Below are 16,961 nucleotides of genomic sequence, written 5' to 3'. Positions count from 1 at the left end.
ACCGCAGAGGTGAGACCGCGGCGACCGGGTCGTGAACAGGCAGCAAACCTGTCTGGGCGACGTACGGCTGCGGCCGCAGGGGTCAGCGCGTCGGGCGCACCACCGCGTCGGCGAGGTGGGCGGGCGCGCGCAGGCAGTAGGAGTCGGTGACCAGCTCGGCGACCTCGGTCCAGTCGGTCTCGTCGTCGAGCACCATGCCGATCACGTTGCCGCCCCACTCGGTCTTGAAGTAGCGCGGGCCGAGGTGCTGGAAGGCAGCCACCTCGTCGGCCTCACCGCGCAGGGTGATCCGGAGCAGCTGGTCCTCACCACCGAAGATGTGCGCGAACGTGGCTCCACCGACCCGCCACCGTACGCCGACCCACGCGTCCTCCTCGACGGCACGGGGCAGCGTCGCCACGACGCCACGGATGCGATCGACCATCCACTCCGGCACCACCGCCCGCACCTTCTTCGCCACTCTCCCAGCCTGCCAGCACCCCCCGACACCCGTCGAAACGCCACCTCCAGCAGGTTGAGAAGCCAAGTTCAGAGCGTTGAAACGTCACTTCTCGCATGTCGTCCACGCGCAGCGGCCCCCCGACGACGTACGCCGGAGGGCCGCTGCGCGCTGCCGCGCGGGTTCGCTGGTCAGTAGGACTTGGGAAGCCCCAGGGAGTGCATGGCAACGAAGTTCAGGATCATCTCCCGCGAGACGGGCGCGATCCGGCCGAGGCGAGCCGCGACCAGCATGTTGGCCAGGCCGTACTCCACCGTGAGGCCGTTGCCGCCGTGCGTGTGGACGGCGACGTCGGTGGCGTTGCAGGAGACCTCGCCTCCGGCGTACTTGGCCATGTTCGCGTACTCACCGGCGGCCATGTCGTCGCCTGCGTCGTAGAGGGCCGCGGCCTTCTGCCACAGCAGCCGGGCCTGCTCGAGCTCGATCTTGACCTTGGCGAGCGGGTGCGCGATCCCCTGGTGGGCGCCGATCGGCTGCTCCTTCCAGACCGACCGGACCTTGGCGTACTCGACCGCCTTGTCGAGGGCGTACTGCGCCATGCCGCACGAGAGCGCACCGCCCATGATCCGCTCGGGGTTGAGACCGGCGAAGAGCTGCCACAGGCCGCCGTCCTCGTCGCCCACCAGCGCATCGGCAGGGACGCGCACGTTGTCGAGGAAGAGGGTGAACTGCTTCTCCGGCGCCTGCCAGGCCATCGGGATGACCTGCTTGGTCAGCCCCTCCACGTCGGTAGGCACCACGAAGAGGGCGGGCTTCAGCTTGCCGGTCTTCTCGTCGGCGGTGCGCGAGACGATGAGGATCGACTGCGCCTCGTCGACGCCGGAGATGAAGGTCTTCTGCCCGTTCAGCACCCACTCGTCGCCGTCCTTCGTGGCGGTCGTGGTGATCTGGTGGGAGTTGGAGCCGGCGTCGGCCTCGGTGATGCCGAAGGCCATCAGCAACGAGCCGTCGGCGATGCCGGGCAGCCACCGCTTCTTCTGCTCCTCGGTCCCGCACCGAGTGATGATCGAGCCGCAGATCGCCGGCGAGACCACCATCATCAACAGTGGCGCACCCGATGCGCCCGCCTCCTCCAGCACCGCCGCCAGGTCGGCCATGCCACCGCCACCACCGCCGTACTCCTCGGGGATGTTGACTCCGAGGAAGCCGTTGCGCCCCATCTCCAGCCACATCTCGGTCATCTTGCCGCCGCTGGCTGCCTGCTTGGCGACGAACTCGTGCCCGTACTTGCCGGCCAGCTTGCGCACCGCCTCACGCAGCGCGACGCGCTCCTCCGGCTCGCTGAACATCGTGGTCACGCTCATGCCCCTTCGTCCTCCAACTCCATGTCGGCGGCGACCACGGCCAGGACCGCACCCGCCTCCACCTGCTGGCCCTCGCTGGCCGCAAGCTCACTCACCACACCGGCGTACGGCGCCGCGATGGTGTGCTGCATCTTCATCGCCTCCATCACCAGGAGGGTCTGGCCTTCGGTGACGTTGTCGCCGACCGCCGCGTGCACCCCGACCACCGTCCCCGGCATGGGTGCCAGCAACGAGCCCTCGGCGACCTGGCTGGCCGGGTCGACGAAGCGCGGCACCTTGCGCAGGGCCAGGTGCCCGTTCGGCCCGTCGACGTCAACCCGCTCGCCGTTGATCGTCACGTCGAACGCGCGGCTGATGCCTTCGTGCGCCACGACGACGCGCCAACCCTGCTCGGTGCGCGTGACCTCACGGGTGACGACGTCATCGACATCGTCGTCGTAGTTGCGCACCTTGCGGTAGCCGCCGCGTTCACTGACCCAGGCCACGTCGATCTCGGTGCCGTCGACGTCAAACCTGGTGTGCTGATGGTCGGCGAGCACGTTGCGCCACCCGTTCGGGATCCGCGTCTGTACGCCGCGCCGCGACGCCACCTCCTCGGTCCAGCCGACCGCCGCGGCCAGGAACGCCTGCGCTTGGGTGGCGAGGCCGCCGTTCAGGCCGCCGATGAAGTCACTCTCGAGTGAAGCCAGCTCGGCTTCGTCGAGATAGGTGGTCGACATCGTGCCGTCCACCACCTCAGGAGCGGCGAGCAACTCGATCAGCAAGTCGCGGTTGGTCCGCAGGCCGTGGATCCGGGCGCGCTGCAACGCACCGCGCAACTGGCGCAGCGCCTGCTCCCGGGTGCCCGCGTGCACGATCACCTTGGCGATCATCGCGTCATAGAACGTGCCGATCTCGTCACCCGCGCCGACACCCGAGTCGAGGCGGAGCCCGTAGCCGCTGGGACCCTCGAAGGTCGAGACCACGCCGGGGAAGTCAAACCCGGTGATCCGGCCGTTCTGCGGCTGATAGTCCCGCGCCGGGTCCTCTGCATAGAGCCGCACCTCGATCGCGTGACCGTTCGGCTCGGCCACCGCAGTGGGGACCGATCGGCCCTCGGCAACCGCGATCTGCAGCTCGACCAGGTCGACGCCAAAGACGGCCTCGGTGACGGGGTGCTCCACCTGGAGTCGGGTGTTCATCTCCAGGAAGTAGAACCGGTCCGTCGCCTGGTCGTAGAGGAACTCGACCGTCCCCGCGCCGCGGTAGTCGATCGCCTCGGCGGCTGCCTTCGCCGCCGCGTGAAGCGCCGCGCGGGTGTCGTCGGGCAGACCCGGAGCAGGCGCCTCTTCGATCACCTTCTGGTGCCGACGCTGGACGGAGCAGTCCCGCTCGCCGAACACCACCGTGCCCTCGGAGGTGCCGAGCACCTGCACCTCGACGTGGCGACCGCTCTCGACATAGGGCTCGACGAAGACCGTGCCGTCGCCGAATGCCGACTCGGCCTCGCTGGCCGCCCGCGCGATCTCCTCGGGCAGGTGCGCCATCGAGCGGACGATCCGCATGCCGCGGCCGCCGCCACCTGCTGAAGCCTTGACCAGCAGAGGGGTCTCGACAAGCTCGACCACCGAGGGGTCGGTCGCCTGCTCGGCGGTGAAACTCTCCAGGACTGGTACGCCGGCAGCTTCCATCAGCTTCTTTGACTCGATCTTCGAGCCCATCGACTCGATCGACGCGGGCGCCGGACCGATCCAGGTCAACCCGGCGTCGACGACGGCGCGCGCGAAGTCGGCGTTCTCGCTCAGGAATCCGTAGCCGGGGTGGATCGCATCCGCGCCAGTACGCCGCGCCGCCTCCAGGATGAGGTCCGCACGCAGATAGGTTTCGCCCGGCGTGTTCCCCGGCAGATGCACCGCCTCGTCGGCGTCGCCGACGAACGGCATGCGGGCATCGGCGTCGGAGTGGACCGCCACCGTGGCGATGCCCAGTCGCCGCGCAGTACGGAAGACGCGACGGGCGATCTCGCCCCGGTTCGCGACCAGAATCTTGGTGATCATCGGGAGGGTGTCCTTCACTCGTGGATGCGGGGTCTCGGCAGGTGGTTCCTGAGCTTGTCGAAGGGCTCGTCCATCGACGCGAGGCAGCTCAGAGCCGGAAGACGCCGAAGTTCATGGCGCCCTCGATCCGCTGGTTGTTGATCACCGACAGGCAGATGCCGAGCACGGTGCGGGTGTCGCGCGGGTCGATCACGCCGTCGTCGTAGACCATCCCGGAGAGCACGTACGGCAGCGACTGCTCCTCGATCTGGGTCTCGACCATCTCCTTGATCGCCTTGAACCCCTCGGCGTCGAAGACCTGGCCCTTCTTCTCCGCAGACTCCCGTGCCACGATCTCGAGCACGCCGGCCAGCTGCGCAGGCCCCATGACCGACGACTTCGCCGACGGCCAGGTGAAGAGGAACCGCGGGTCGTAGGCGCGGCCGTTCATGCCGTAGTTGCCCGCGCCGTACGACGCCCCCATGATCACCGTCAGGTGCGGCACCTGGGAGTTCGAGACGGCGTTGATCATCTGGGCGCCGTGCTTGATGATGCCGCCCTGCTCGTACTCCTTGCCGACCATGTAGCCGGTGGTGTTGTGCAAGAAGAGCAGCGGCGTGTCCTTCTGGTTGGCCAGTTGGATGAACTGCGCGGCCTTCTGGGCCTCCTCGCTCATCAACACGCCGCGGGCATTGGCGAGGATGCCGATCGGGTTGCCGTGCAGCCGTGCCCATCCGACACACAGCGCCGTGCCGTAGAGCGGCTTGAACTCGTCGAAGGCGACTTCGTTGCCCGGTCCACTGCCGTCGACGATGCGCAGGATGGCCTCGCGCGGGTCGAACGGCTCCTTGAGGTCGGTCGGGATCAGGTCGAGCAAGTCCTCCGGATCGAGATCCGGCTCGGCGTACGACGACCCTGAAGCCACCGAGGTGTCGCCCTCCTTGCGCCAGTTCAGCCGGGCCACCACGCGCCGGGCGAGCCGGATGGCGTCGTGCTCGTCAACCGCGAGGAAGTCGGAGGAGCCGGAGATCCGGGAGTGCATCTCGGCGCCGCCCAACGACTCGTCGTCGGTCTCCTCACCGGTGGCCATCTTGACCAGCGGCGGGCCGGCCAGGAAGACCTTCGCGCGCTCCTTGACCATGATCACGTAGTCGCTCATGCCCGGCACGTAGGCGCCGCCCGCGGTGGAGTTGCCGAAGACCACCGACACGGTCGGCACCTTGCGGGCGCTGGAGCGGGTGAGATCCCGGAAGCCACGGCCGCCGGGGATGAAGATCTCCTTCTGCGTGGGCAGGTCGGCGCCACCGGACTCGGTGAGGTTGACCGTCGGCAGGCCGTTGCGCTCGGCGATCTCGGCGGCCCGGAACGACTTCTTCACCGACCAGGGGTTGAGCGCACCGCCCTTCACCGTCGGGTCGTTCGCGACGATCATGCACTCGACGCCCTCGACCACCCCGATGCCGGTGACGATGCTGGCGCCGACCGGGAAGTCGCTCCCCCATCCGGCCAGCGGCATCAGCTCCAGGAACGCCGAGCCCTCGTCGACCAGCAGCTCGATCCGTTCCCGGGCGGTGAGCTTGCCGCGCTCCTTGTGGCGGGCGATGTACTTCCCGCCCGCGTTCACCGCCTTCTCCTGCTCGGTGGCGAGGTCGGCGAGCTTCTCGAGCATCGCCGTACGGTTGTCGCTCACTGCTCTTCCTTCCCGTCGGACCCCGGCGCTTCGAGGACCTGCTTCATCCGTTCCAAGGTGGTGCGCATCCCGCGTTCGTTGGTGCGGCCACGCAATCGGCCGAGCAGCAGCCAATAGAGGCGCAACGGCAGCGCAGGCTCCAGCCGGAAGTACTCGGTGACCTCCGTTCCGCCGTCCCTCGCGCTCAGCCGGTAGCCCCAGTTGTTGACCGCGACGGTGTCGGTGCCGACGGCGAACTCGAAGACCTCTCCCGGCTCGCAGACGGTGACCCGGCACGGTGACCAGTACGTCGGCCCGACCCCGTTCCGCTTCACATGCCCGGCGAAGTGCGCCCCGACCGCGGGGCCCTTGGCGCCCTTGGTCCACTTCGCTTCGAACGTCTCCGGCGAGAACTCGCCGATCCGGGTGACATCGCTGACCAGATCCCAGACGGCATCGACGGGAGCGTCGATCCAGACCGTGACGTGGGAGGTCAGTGGCTTCATCAGGCCCATGTCAGTTCACGCCCTTCGTTGTGGTCATCAGGAGGAGTAGCCCAACAGGCGAGCGGCGAGATCGGTGAGCACCTCGGTGGCACCACCGCCGATGGGAAGCAGCCGGGCGTCGCGGTAGTGCCGCTCCACCTCGGTGCCGTGCATGTAGCCGGTGCCGCCGAAGAGCTGCACGGCCATGTCGGTGACGGCGACCGCGGTGTCGACGGCGGTCTGCTTCGCGAGGCAGGCCTCGGCGATGACCGACTCGCCCGCGACGTGTCGGCGCGCCACCTCGAGCGTGTAGGTCCGCGCGACGTCGACCTGGCGACGCATCTCGACGAGCTTGGCGCGCACCACCTGGTTGGCCACCAGCGGCTTGCCGAACGTCTCCCGCTCCTTGCAGTACGCCGCCGCGAGCTCCAGCGACCGAGAGGCGTGTCCGTAGCCCATCAGTGCCAGGAAGATCCGCTCCACGACGAACTGCTCGGCGATGTAGTAGAAACCATGGTTCTCCTCGCCGACCAGGTTCGCCGCGGGCACCCGCGCGTCGACGTACGAGAGCTCTGCGGTGTCCGAGGCGTGCCACCCCATCTTGCGCAGGCCGCGGGTGACGGTGAAGCCGGGTGTGTCGGTCTCCACGACGAGCAGCGAGACGCCGCCGTGGCCGGGGCCACCCGTGCGCACTGCGGTGGTGACGAAGTCGGCTCGGGTGCCGGAGGTGATGAACGTCTTCGAGCCGTTGACCACGTAGTGGTCGCCGTCCTTCTCAGCGCGCGTGGTGATGCCCGCGACGTCCGATCCACCGCCGGGCTCAGTGACCGCCAACGAGCCGATCTTCTCCCCGGCCAGGGTGGGCCGCACGAAGCGCTCGATCAGATCGGGGGACCCGTTGGCGATCATGTGTGGCAGTGCGATGCCGTGGGTGAAGAGGGAGGCCATCAGGCCGCCGGAGGCTCCGACCGACATGAAGCCTTCCTGCAACGCGCAGCCGTCGAGGAGCGTGCCGCCTTCACCGCCTACCTCCTCGGGGTAGCCGACCCCGAGCATCCCCGCAGCCGCCGCGGTCTTGTGCAGCTCGCGTGGGAGCAGGCCGTCCTCCTCCCACGCGTCGAGGTGCGGCATCACCTCGCGGCGAGTGAACTCCGCTGCGCTCTCCCGCAGGGTCAGCTGGTCCTCAGTGAACATGCCTGGTTCCCTTCGTCTCCGCGCTCGACCCACTCATGAGGAGGTCGTCGCGCTGCCGGCGTCTCGATGCGCACCGCGCAACACCGCCGGTCACAGCAGCGCCTCGTCGACGGTGACCATCCGCGAGCGCACCCACTCACCGAGACCCTTGGCCTGCGGATCGAAGCGAGTGGAGGAGGCGACGCCGCGGCCGAGCAGGCCCCGGATCAGCACGTTGACCCCGCCCAGGTTGGGCAGCGGATAGACCTCGACATCGAGGTCGACGGCCTCGGGGACGAGCTCGCGCATCTTCGCCGAGGTGATCAGGTCGGTCAGCCAGCGCACCCGTGCCTGCCACAGCTCCGCGTCGACGACCTGGTCGCGGGCTACCCACAGGCCGAGGTTCGCGTCGCCGCCCTTGTCGCCGGAGCGGGCGTGCACGAAGGTCCCGAGGGGGATGCGGCGTACCTGGAAGCCCTGTTCGGCTGGGGCGACGGGCACGGCGGGGGTCTCGACCGTGATCGTGGTGAGCACCGACGGATCGGCGATCGTCTCGCTACGTCCGTCGGCGTGATGCACCGTGTGGGTGACCGCGGAGCGCGGCACGTAGTGGGGTTGGTAGACGCCGTACGGCGTGGGCGCCGGCGGCGGCCCGGTCATCGTGAAGCCGGGGTAGGAGGCGAGAGCCAGCTCGACCGCGGCTGCGGTGAAGGGCTTGCCGACCGGCTTCGCGTCGGGGTCGAGCACGGTGCAGCGCAGCAGGATGCTGGCGCCCTCCTCCGTGTCGGCGTCGGTGTGCGGGCGCGCAGTGCGCGACCAGTGGACGGTCTCCGGCGGTGCGGCCGCCATGGCAGCCGTCATCTGCTCGCGGACCCAGTCCGCCTTCGCCTCGGTCTCCAGACCGGTCAGCACGAACTCGACGCTGTTGCGCCAGCCGCCGAGCTCGTTGACACAGACCTTCAGGCTCTCCGGCGGCGCCTCCCCGCGGACACCGGTGATGGCGACACGATCGGGACCGACCTGCTCCAGGTGGAGGGAGGTGAGGTCGGCGGTGACGTCGGGGCCGAGATAGCGGGTCGTCTGGATCTCGTAGACGAGCTGGGCAGTGACGGTGTCGACGGTGACCGCGCCGCCGGTGCCTTCGTGCTTGGTGATCACCACGGAGCCGTCCGCGGCGACCTCGGCCAGCGGGAAGCCGATCGGCGTGTTCAGCAGGCCCTGGCGGGCCAGGCTACGGAAGCCGGAGAAGTTGCCGCCACTGGCCTGACAGCCGCATTCGATCACGTGGCCGGCGATCATCGCGCCAGCCAGCTGGTCGTGGTCCCGCTCGGTCCAGCCATGAGCGTGGATCGCCGGACCGACCACCACCGAGGCGTCGGTGACCCGGCCCGTGACGACGATCTGGGCGCCCTCGTCCAAGGCGCGGGCGATGCCGAAGCCCCCGAGGTAGGCGTTGGCAGTGAGCGCGTTGCCGAGCTCCAGCTCTGCTGCCTGGGCGCGCAGGTCGTCGCCGGCGACGTACGCGATCGGGACGTCGAACCCCAGGCCGGTGGCCACCTCGCGGAGCCGGTCGGCGAGGCCCGCCGGGTTGAGGCCGCCGGCGTTGCTGACGATGCGCACGCCCTTCTCCAGCGCGAGGCCCAAACTGTCCTCGACCTGCCGCACGAAGGTGCGCGCGTAGCCCAGCGACGGGTCCTTCATCGTGTCCTTGCCGAGGATGAGCATCGTCAGCTCGGCCAGGTAGTCGCCGGTCAGGTAGTCGAGCTGTCCCCCTTCGAGCATCTCGCGCATGGCGGAGAGCCGGTCCCCGTAGAAGCCTGAGCAGTTGCCGATCCGCACCGTCATGACGTGCTCCTCTCGCTGCGGGCCTCGCGCCCCTCGCCGGAGGGTCCGGCGAAGCACTGCGCGATGGTGAGCCACTTCTCGGCGTCGACACCGACAGCCACCAGGGCGGTGTCGTCACGGTGGACCCGCTGGGTGGCCAGCTGGCACAGGTCGTACGCCGGCCCGGTCACCCGCTGCGCGGCATCCTGCGGACCCCAGGTCCACAGGTCGCCGCTGGGGGCGACGAGCTCGACCCGGAACTCCTCGGCCGGCGGCGCGAGCTCGTGGACGGAGAAGGAGAAGTTGCGGGTGCGCACCGCGATGTGGGCGACGTGCTTGATCCGGTCGGTGACCTCCGGCTCGGCGCCGAGCGCCTCGTGCACGTCGAGCGAATGCGCCCAGGTCTCCATGAACCGCGCCGTGGCCATCGAGGTGGCCGACATCGGCGGGCCGAACCAGGGCAGCTTCACCCCTTCGGGTTGGTCGCGCAGCGCCGTCCGGAGCGCGGCTCGGGCCTGCTGCCAGCGCGCCAGCAGCTCCGCCGGAGGAACCGCACCGCCGGTCAGGGCGGCGTTGTCCACGAAGCCGCTCGGGTCGGCGATCGCCTCGAGCACGAGGGCGTCCCACTGCTCCTTCGGTCCCGCCGCCCGCACCGCGGTCTCGTCGGTCCAGGCCAGGTGGGCGATCTGCGTGGCGATGTCCCAGCCCGGGGCGGGGGTCGGCTGCCGCCACTGCTCCTCGGAGAGCGGTGCGACGAGCTGCTCCAGCCGGTCGCCTTCGGCGGCGAGGTCGGCGAGCACGCCGTCGAGGGTGTCGTTGCTCATCGGTGTCCCCGATCGGTTGTTGGGTGGAGATGCGGAGCGGAGGAGATTCGGATGGGGTGGTTCATCGGGGCGTCTCCTTGCGATCGGGACGGGGCGCAGCGCCGGGGGCGCGAAGTCCCAGCGCCTCATCGAGCTGGTCGGCCCAGCGGTTGAGGATCCGGCGGCGACGTGCAGTGTCGTCGGAGATCGTGTTGGCCAGGCCCAGGCCGCGCACCAGGTCGAGAGTCGCTTGGATCAGCTCCCTGGCCCCGGGCACCGTCTCGTCCACGCCGAGGAGATCGACAGCTACGCGGTGGGTCTCCCGACCGATGCGCTGCTCGAAGGGGCCGAGCACACCGAGCAGCTCCGCGTCCGTTCGCGCGGCGACCCACAGCTCGAGCGCCGCGGTGAACACCTCGCCGGAGAAGTGGTCACCCAGCGCCTGGACGACAGCTCGGGTGCGACCGCGACCACGGGGCAGGCCGTCGGCGAGCGCGGCCAGCTCCTCGCGGCGGCGTTCGGCAAGCCACTCCACCGCGGCCATCACGAGGGCGGCCTTGCTCGGGAAGTGATGCAGCTGCGCGCCGCGGCTGACGCCGGCACGCTGCGAGACGAGCGTGGTCGAAGTGCCACTCCAGCCGCGCTCGATAAGCAGCTCGACACACGCGGTGAGCAGGCGCTCCCGCATCAGGCGGGTGCGCTCCTCCTGCGGGACGCGGGTGGTGGTCACGCCCACAGGCTCGCAGAGCAACCAACAAACAGTCAACTCTGTCTTTTAGTTTCACTTGCCGGCGCCCTGGGGGGATCGTCCCTAACAGATTCGTGGTCAGAAGCCTTGGCAACCACGAATCTGTTAGGGACGATCCCGCCCGGGAGTGACCACAGAGAGGGCTCGCGGCTCCCAGCGCGGCCCGTGTCCCCCCGGTAGACCCGGGCCGCGCTGGGAACCGGACGACCGGGGCTCGAACCAAGCGAGCCGCGCCAGTCATCCCTGAGCGATCTCTCAGCATGCCAAGCCCGCGAGCCGCGCGGGACGATGTTTCATCCGACCGGCCAGGCTGAAACACTGCGAAGCCCCCGTTGTTTCGCCACTATGGAGCTATGGGTCGCAAGGTCGGAGAGCTCATCGACAGCACTCCGCTCAACGGCGCCCGCATCGACATCCCCGCACGGATCGGCTGGCTGTTGCGCGCCAGCCGACTCGCCCAGGGGCAGCCGCTGCGCGCCCTGGCCACCGGCACAGGCATGGCCTCCTCCCCGGCCACCCTCTCCCGCCTGGAGACCCACGGCGCCCGCAACAGCCGCGCGATCGCCCACTACGAGACGGCGCTCGACCTCCCCTACGGGTGGCTGCGTGCGCCGATCGACGTGCTCTGCCGCACCTACTCCTACGCACCCGCCGAACTCGCCGCCCACCTGCCCGCTGACACCCTCGAAGACTTCTCGGAGTGCTGTGACCGGGTCGACGACGCACCGGAGGGCGCCGACTGGCTCAGGTTTGCGGAGCACCACGTGACCGGGACACGCGGCCTGCCGCTGAGCGCCATCACGCCTCACCTGCACCACCTCGCCGAGGAGCTCGGCCGCGCCGTCGCGGTGGGTTACACAACGCGCTACGAGGCACTCGCCAAGTTCCGCTGCAGCGAGTACGGCGCCGCGGTGGCCGACGTGATCCGCGAGATCGTGCTCGAGGAGGGCAACCAGGTGCACGCCGACCTGCTGAGCGCCGCCTCGGAGAGGCCGACCCCCGAGCTGGCCCGGTGGTGCGGCGAGCTGCTGCTCCACGATCGCGAGGACCTCGCCCGGTCTGCCGGCCTGGCGATCCAGAACATGCGCAGCGTCGGCGGCCTTCCGCGAGCGGCGTGGACCGACCTGGCGGCCGTCTTCGCAGACGCCTGCAACCGGACCGTCGGGGACGAGGGGCGGCGTACGGCGCTGGCCCAGACCCTGGCGGCCTGCGACCCCGGCTTCCGGGAGACCGTGGCCGGCCTGTTGACCACCCCGTTGGAGCCGCCCCGCCGCCCGGTTGCCTGGACCCGAGACCGACGTAACCTGCACTACACCCTGGCGACCGAGTACGCCGAGCGGGTCGCCGCCGGCCGTCCTGGCGAACCGATGCTGGCCCGCCTGATCTTCGAGCTCCTCTACGACTTCCGGGCGACGCACGCGGTGACCTCGTCGTTCCTCCTCAACGCCTCGCCGTTCTCTCCCGACCTGCAGCCAGTGCTCTTCGAGGCGGCACTCGACGGACCCGACGAGACCACCCGGCACGGCGCCGCGTCAGCCTTCGCCAACCTGATGCTGCCCTGGGAGGCCACCGCTGGGACCGTGGAGCCGTGGCTGGCCTCAGCGGACCCGGTGATCCGCTCCGCTGGGCTCGGCATGGCCGCCCAGTCGGGCTTGCGGCTCCCGGCCGCGACCCTCGCCGACGCGCTCTCCGAGGGCGGCGCCGTACGACGCAGCGCCCTGTTCGCCGCCGGCATGACTGCTCACCCCCTGCTGACCACCCTCGCCGAGGACCCCGCGATGCCGGGCGACCTCCGCGCCGCCGCTCGCTGGTGGCTACGCACCGGACCCCGGCTCCAGCGGTAGCAGCGGTAGTCAGACCATCTCCCAACTCCCTCGAGAAGCCACTTCCAGCACGTTGAGAAGCCACTTCCAGCACGTTGAGAAGCCAGCTCCAACATGAGGAGCTCATCCGCGCTGGCCGTCGTACGGCGCCTTGGCCCTGAAGCTGGCGTCTCAACGTGCTGAAGTTGGCGTCTCAACGTGCTGAAGCTGGCTCTTCGGCGGGGCGGGGAGACTCACCGGTAACCTCGACGGCGTGACGACGATCCTGATCACGGGCGCCAGCGCCGGCCTGGGCGCCGAGATGGCCCGCCAGTTCGCTGCCCGCGGCAACGACCTCGCGCTGTGTGCTCGGCGCACCGACAAGCTGGAGACGCTCAAGGCCGAGATCCTGGCCCGGCATCCCGACCGTCGGATCGAGGTGCGCGCGCTCGACGTGACCGACGATGCGGCGGTCTTCGAAGTGTTTCGCGGGTTCGCCGCAGACTTCGGCACTCTCGACCGGATCGTCGTCAACGCCGGGCTCGGCAAGGGCTCCCCGATCGGCACCGGGCGGTACGACGCCAACCGGGAGACCGCGATGACCAACTTCGTTGCGGCGCTCGCCCAGTCCGAGGCGGCGATGGAGATCTTCCGCGCACAGGGGCGCGGGCACTTCGTCATGGTCTCGTCGATGTCGGCGATGCGGGGCATGCCCAAGACCATGACGACGTACGCCGCCACGAAGGCCGGCGTCGCCCACCTTGCCGAAGGGCTGCGCACCGAGCTCTACGGCAAGCCGATCAAGGTCACCGTGCTCTACCCCGGCTACATCGAGTCGGAGATGAACGACCGCACGGAGAACAAGAACCCGCTCCTCGTCTCCACCGAGAAGGGCGTGCGTGCCATGGTCACCGCCATCGAGAAGGAGAAGGAGTCGGCGTGCGTGCCGCCCTGGCCCTGGGCACCGATGAGCACGGTGATGAAGCACGCGCCGCTGCCGATCTTCAAGAGACTGATCTAGCGCGACCGATGGTGGACCCTGCGCACATGCTCACCCAGCAGCAGGTCGCCGCTCAGCGGCTCGGGGGCGTGAGGCGCAGCAGCTCGCCGAGGCGCCGGGAGATGATCTTCGTCCAGGAGAGGGAGAGGTGCGCCTTGTCGCGGTAGGTCACGACATCGCCGACCACCATCGGGCAGCGCCCCTGCTGGCAGATGAGCGACGTGCTGTCGACGTAGTCGGCGCCGGCTGCGGTGGCCGCCTCGCGGGTGATCGGGTTGGAGCGGATCTCCGCTCCCTCCTCGGCGACCACGCAGTCCTCCAGGCTCGCACCCGCCTCGTTGAGGCAGTCACGCGGCTCGGCAGGCGCCGTGGGGATGTCGCCCAGCACCTTGACCACCGGGGTGATCGCCACCAGCTCAGCGACGGTCTCCGAGACGCCGTCGCGCCACCGCTCCTCGCGCTCCTCGTCACTGTCACCCTCGACCTCGAGCAGACCGCGATGGGCGACGACGATGGCGTCCGGTCGGATCTCCCGCACCTGCTCCATCGCCCAGTCACGGAACTCTGGACATTCGGGATAGTCGGTGCCCTTGTTGCGTTGCGGCACATCGAACGGAGCGCAGCCGACCTTCAGGATCGGCAGCACCGTGAAGCCTTCCCGCTTCCCGATCGCAGTCACCGCCGGTGCCCACATGCCCGCGTGCGAGTCACCGAGGACCACCACCGTGCGCTCCGCCTCCAGGTCGCCGGCCGGGCAGATCTTCGCCGTCGTGTCGGGGAACGACGCGTAGCAGCCGCGGAACGGGCCCTGCCAGACGTCGCGACCCAGTCGCTCCAGGTTCTTCAGCTGCGGAGGCACCGGAGCACCCTCGTCGGCCAACCGGAGGGCGTCTTGCAACGACTTCTCGATATCGGTCCGCTGCGCGGAGCGCAACGCCTCCGGGTGCTTGTCGTAGTAGGCCGCCGCTTCTTGTCGACTGCGCTCCAAGGCGGCGTCGCCGTAGCTGGTCGCCAGCTGCGAGCCCACGAGCACCAGCGCCAGCGAGGCCGGCCACAGCACCAGGAACCGCTTGCCGGCGAGCTTCGGCACTCGCCCGGTCTGGAAGGGCTGTTCGACGAAGTGGTAGCTGAGCGAAGAGAGCACCAGCGTCAGCACCAGCAGCCCTGCAGTCTCGAGGTGCGTGTCGGCGTACTGCTCGCCGAGGATGAGCACCGGCCAGTGCCACAGGTAGATCGAGTAGGAGAGGTCGCCGAGGTAACGCAGCGGCTGGCGGCCCAACAGCCGGGAGAGCTGCGCCTCCCGGCCGCATCCAGCGGCGACCAGCGCGGCCGTGCCCAGCACCGGAAGCAGCGCGTTCCAGCTCGGGAAGGCAGTCGTGGCGTCGTACCCCAGCGTGGCGGCGAGCACCATCGCGAGGCCGACCACCACCAGCAGGTTGCGCAGCCGGTCTCCCATGCCGGCGAGGTACGGCGCCGCCATCGCCAGCAGCGCCCCGATGCCGAGCTCGTGGGCACGGGCGGGTGAGGAGAAGTAGGCCTCGATGGGTGAGCTGTGGGTGAGCCAGACCGACCACGCGAGCGAGGCGACGGTGAGTGACGCCAGTACCCCGAAGAGGACCCGGCGACGGGCTCGCACCAGCAGCAGGGCCAGCACGATCAGCGGCCACACCAGATAGAACTGCTCCTCGACGGCGAGCGACCAGTAGTGCTGGACCGGTGACTCGGCCCCGACTGCGAAGTAGTCGGTGCCGATCGAAGCGAAGTGGAAGTTGGCCAGGAAGACCGAGGACCAGAGCGCATCCGAGCGGATCGACTCGAGGCGGGTGACCGGCTCCTGCCACGCGGCCCAGGCCAACACGGCCAGCAGCACCAGGGTGGCCGCCGGCAGGATCCGCCGCGCCCGGCGCGCGTAGAAGCTGGCGATGCTGACCCGGCCGGTCCGCTCGCCCTCGGCCAGCAGCAGGCCGGTGATCAGGAAGCCGCTGAGCACGAAGAAGACGTCGACGCCGACGAAGCCGCCGTCCAGTCCCGGCACGCCGGCGTGAGCGACCACCACGAGTCCGACCGCGAGGGCGCGCAGGCCCTGGATGTCGCCGCGCTTGGCCCGGGGGCGGGCCTGGGTCTGCTCGGTCACGGCGGGCAGTCTCGCACAGCGACCCGTCTCGGGCCGAAGTGAAGGCTGCTCAGCGCGCGACCCTCCGGAAGGCCGGCTCCTCGACCGACCCTGCTGGACATCACCGCTAGCCGGCCAGGTCGAGGAGCTCCATCACGTCGTCGCTCGAGATGTTGCCGACCGCGGCGTCGGCCCAGGCGACGAGCGTGGCCATGGGGTCGAGCTGCCAACCGCCGTCGCGCTTGCGCGCCATCACGAAGAAGCTGTCCTCGCCGGTCGCCTCGGAGAACTCCTCGGGCAGACAGCCGGAGTCCGGTTCCGGGTCGTCGGAGGAGCGCGCATAGAAACAGAGGCCGTCAACCCCGAACTCTCCGGCTGCGCTCGGACTCTCCGTGGCGAACAGCCGCAGCCGCGCCTCACCCAGGTCGACACGGGCCAGTCCGTCCCGTTCCTCGCCCGCGCGCACATCGACCGGCTCGTAGTCGAGCGACATCTCCGGCAGTCCCTCCTCATGGATCGCGTCCTCCACGAAGCCGAGGTAGGGCCGCACGAGGTTGCCCTGCCCCGGTGGGAGCGCGTCGAGGAAGCCGTCGAGATCGTCCAGCCGGAAGGAGTCGGCCAGCACGCCGAGGACATCCTCGGGGGCGTCGGCGGTGCGCGACTTGCGCTTCAGCCCCTCCTCGTACGCCGCCCAGTCGCCGCCGTGGCCGGTGGCGTCCAGGGCGATGTACTCGGCGACCGTGGCGATCGGCGAGACGTACCAGCGTCCGTCGACCTCCACCGTGATGAGGAACGGCGCCTCGTCGATGCCGAACTCGTCGCGCAGCGCCGCGAGGTCGAACTCCCGCGTGAAGGAGTCGCCGTACTCGTCGCGCCCGACAGCGGCCTGCTCGGCGAACTGATCGGGCAGCTTGTCGAAGTCCACCTTCACCTGCAGCTTGCCGCCGGTCAGGCTGACCTTCGAGGCATGCTCGCTGAGCTCCTCCACCTCGACATCGAGATCCTTCACCGTGAGCGAGGTGCCGCTGACCGCTCCGTCGTCGGTCATGCCCGCATCGTCCATCCGATCGTTGAGCGCCTCGTAGACCTCGTCGGCACCCTTGACCTCATCGGGGTTGAGCATCCGCAGCGCAGCGACGGCGTCCTGGTCGGCGCCCGCCTCGAGCAGCTCGGTGACCGCCTCCTCGGGACTGTCGGCACCACTGTCTTCGGAGAAGAAGACCTTCCAGACCGCGAAGCCGCCCAGGCCGAGCGCGAGCACCGCGAGCAGCAGACCGGCCAGGGCGCCGCCGGAGAGCCGCCTACCGGCCGGCGGCGGTGTGCCCGGAGCCGCCGCTGGCTGGTGGCCGGCAACGGCAGGACCACCCACAGCGCCGGGTGCGGGGCCGCTCACAGCGCCGGGTGCGGGGCCGCTCATAGGGCCGGCTGCAACCGGCGTGCCACAGGCGGTGCAGAACCGCAGCCCTTCAGCCAGCGGCTGCCCACACGCGCTGCAGTTGCCCATTGCTCCCCCGAGATCTCGATCG

The 16,961-nt window shown here is 69.7% G+C and carries 13 protein-coding genes; 2 read left to right on the top strand and 11 right to left on the bottom strand.

Annotation, left to right across the window (positions count from 1 at the left end; all coding sequences use genetic code 11):
* Window positions 1-82: 82 nt before the first annotated feature.
* From DNK54_RS13035 to DNK54_RS12995, 9 genes are all read right to left on the bottom strand, one after another.
* A complete protein-coding gene (locus DNK54_RS13035) occupies window positions 83-460 on the bottom strand; it encodes an MmcQ/YjbR family DNA-binding protein (protein ID WP_239460076.1) in 378 nt (125 codons plus the stop codon).
* Window positions 461-630: 170 nt separating this feature from the next.
* Window positions 631-1,803, bottom strand: a complete 1,173-nt coding sequence (locus DNK54_RS13030; RefSeq protein WP_239460075.1) for an acyl-CoA dehydrogenase family protein — start codon at window positions 1,801-1,803, stop codon at window positions 631-633.
* The gene (locus DNK54_RS13025) at window positions 1,800-3,839 is read right to left on the bottom strand and encodes an acetyl/propionyl/methylcrotonyl-CoA carboxylase subunit alpha (protein WP_110207527.1); all 2,040 of its coding nucleotides are present in this window, start codon (window positions 3,837-3,839) and stop codon (window positions 1,800-1,802) included. Before DNK54_RS13025 ends, DNK54_RS13030 begins: the two co-directional genes overlap by 4 nt.
* An 88-nt stretch (window positions 3,840-3,927) precedes the next feature.
* On the bottom strand, window positions 3,928-5,487 hold the full coding sequence (locus DNK54_RS13020; RefSeq protein ID WP_110207526.1) for an acyl-CoA carboxylase subunit beta: 1,560 nt from the start codon (window positions 5,485-5,487) through the stop codon (window positions 3,928-3,930).
* 17 nt (window positions 5,488-5,504) lie between these two features.
* Window positions 5,505-5,993, bottom strand: a complete 489-nt coding sequence (locus tag DNK54_RS13015; RefSeq protein WP_110207525.1) for an SRPBCC family protein — start codon at window positions 5,991-5,993, stop codon at window positions 5,505-5,507.
* A 36-nt stretch (window positions 5,994-6,029) separates the two neighbouring features.
* Window positions 6,030-7,166 carry an acyl-CoA dehydrogenase family protein gene (locus DNK54_RS13010; protein ID WP_110207385.1) on the bottom strand — a complete coding sequence of 379 codons (1,137 nt, stop codon included), beginning with the start codon at window positions 7,164-7,166 and terminating at the stop codon, window positions 6,030-6,032.
* A 90-nt stretch (window positions 7,167-7,256) separates the two neighbouring features.
* Complete coding sequence (locus tag DNK54_RS13005; RefSeq protein WP_110207384.1) at window positions 7,257-8,990, bottom strand: acyclic terpene utilization AtuA family protein; 1,734 nt, start codon at window positions 8,988-8,990, stop codon at window positions 7,257-7,259.
* On the bottom strand, window positions 8,987-9,793 hold the full coding sequence (locus DNK54_RS13000; protein WP_110207383.1) for a TIGR03084 family metal-binding protein: 807 nt from the start codon (window positions 9,791-9,793) through the stop codon (window positions 8,987-8,989). Before DNK54_RS13000 ends, DNK54_RS13005 begins: the two co-directional genes overlap by 4 nt.
* Before the next feature lie 61 nt (window positions 9,794-9,854).
* The gene (locus DNK54_RS12995; RefSeq protein WP_239460074.1) at window positions 9,855-10,502 is read right to left on the bottom strand and encodes a TetR/AcrR family transcriptional regulator; all 648 of its coding nucleotides are present in this window, start codon (window positions 10,500-10,502) and stop codon (window positions 9,855-9,857) included.
* A 371-nt stretch (window positions 10,503-10,873) separates the two neighbouring features.
* On the opposite strand from DNK54_RS12995, the gene DNK54_RS12990 reads away from it, so the two are divergent.
* Together DNK54_RS12990 and DNK54_RS12985 are read left to right on the top strand one after the other, a co-directional pair.
* On the top strand, window positions 10,874-12,364 hold the full coding sequence (locus DNK54_RS12990; RefSeq protein ID WP_110207381.1) for a hypothetical protein: 1,491 nt from the start codon (window positions 10,874-10,876) through the stop codon (window positions 12,362-12,364).
* A 232-nt stretch (window positions 12,365-12,596) separates the two neighbouring features.
* The gene (locus DNK54_RS12985) at window positions 12,597-13,343 is read left to right on the top strand and encodes an SDR family oxidoreductase (RefSeq protein WP_110207380.1); all 747 of its coding nucleotides are present in this window, start codon (window positions 12,597-12,599) and stop codon (window positions 13,341-13,343) included.
* Window positions 13,344-13,395: 52 nt separating this feature from the next.
* On the opposite strand, the gene DNK54_RS12980 is transcribed toward DNK54_RS12985, so the two are convergent.
* Complete coding sequence (locus DNK54_RS12980) at window positions 13,396-15,456, bottom strand: acyltransferase family protein (RefSeq protein WP_162602446.1); 2,061 nt, start codon at window positions 15,454-15,456, stop codon at window positions 13,396-13,398.
* Window positions 15,457-15,562: 106 nt separating this feature from the next.
* Window positions 15,563-16,852: a hypothetical protein gene (locus tag DNK54_RS12975; RefSeq protein WP_162602445.1), complete on the bottom strand. Its 1,290-nt coding sequence runs from the start codon at window positions 16,850-16,852 to the stop codon at window positions 15,563-15,565.
* Window positions 16,853-16,961: the final 109 nt, after the last annotated feature.

It is taken from the genome of Nocardioides daejeonensis (genome assembly GCF_003194585.1).
GTDB lineage: Bacteria > Actinomycetota > Actinomycetes > Propionibacteriales > Nocardioidaceae > Nocardioides > Nocardioides daejeonensis.
The sequence above is the reverse complement of the archived record's forward strand: the minus strand, read 5'-3'. Positions and strand labels throughout refer to the sequence as shown.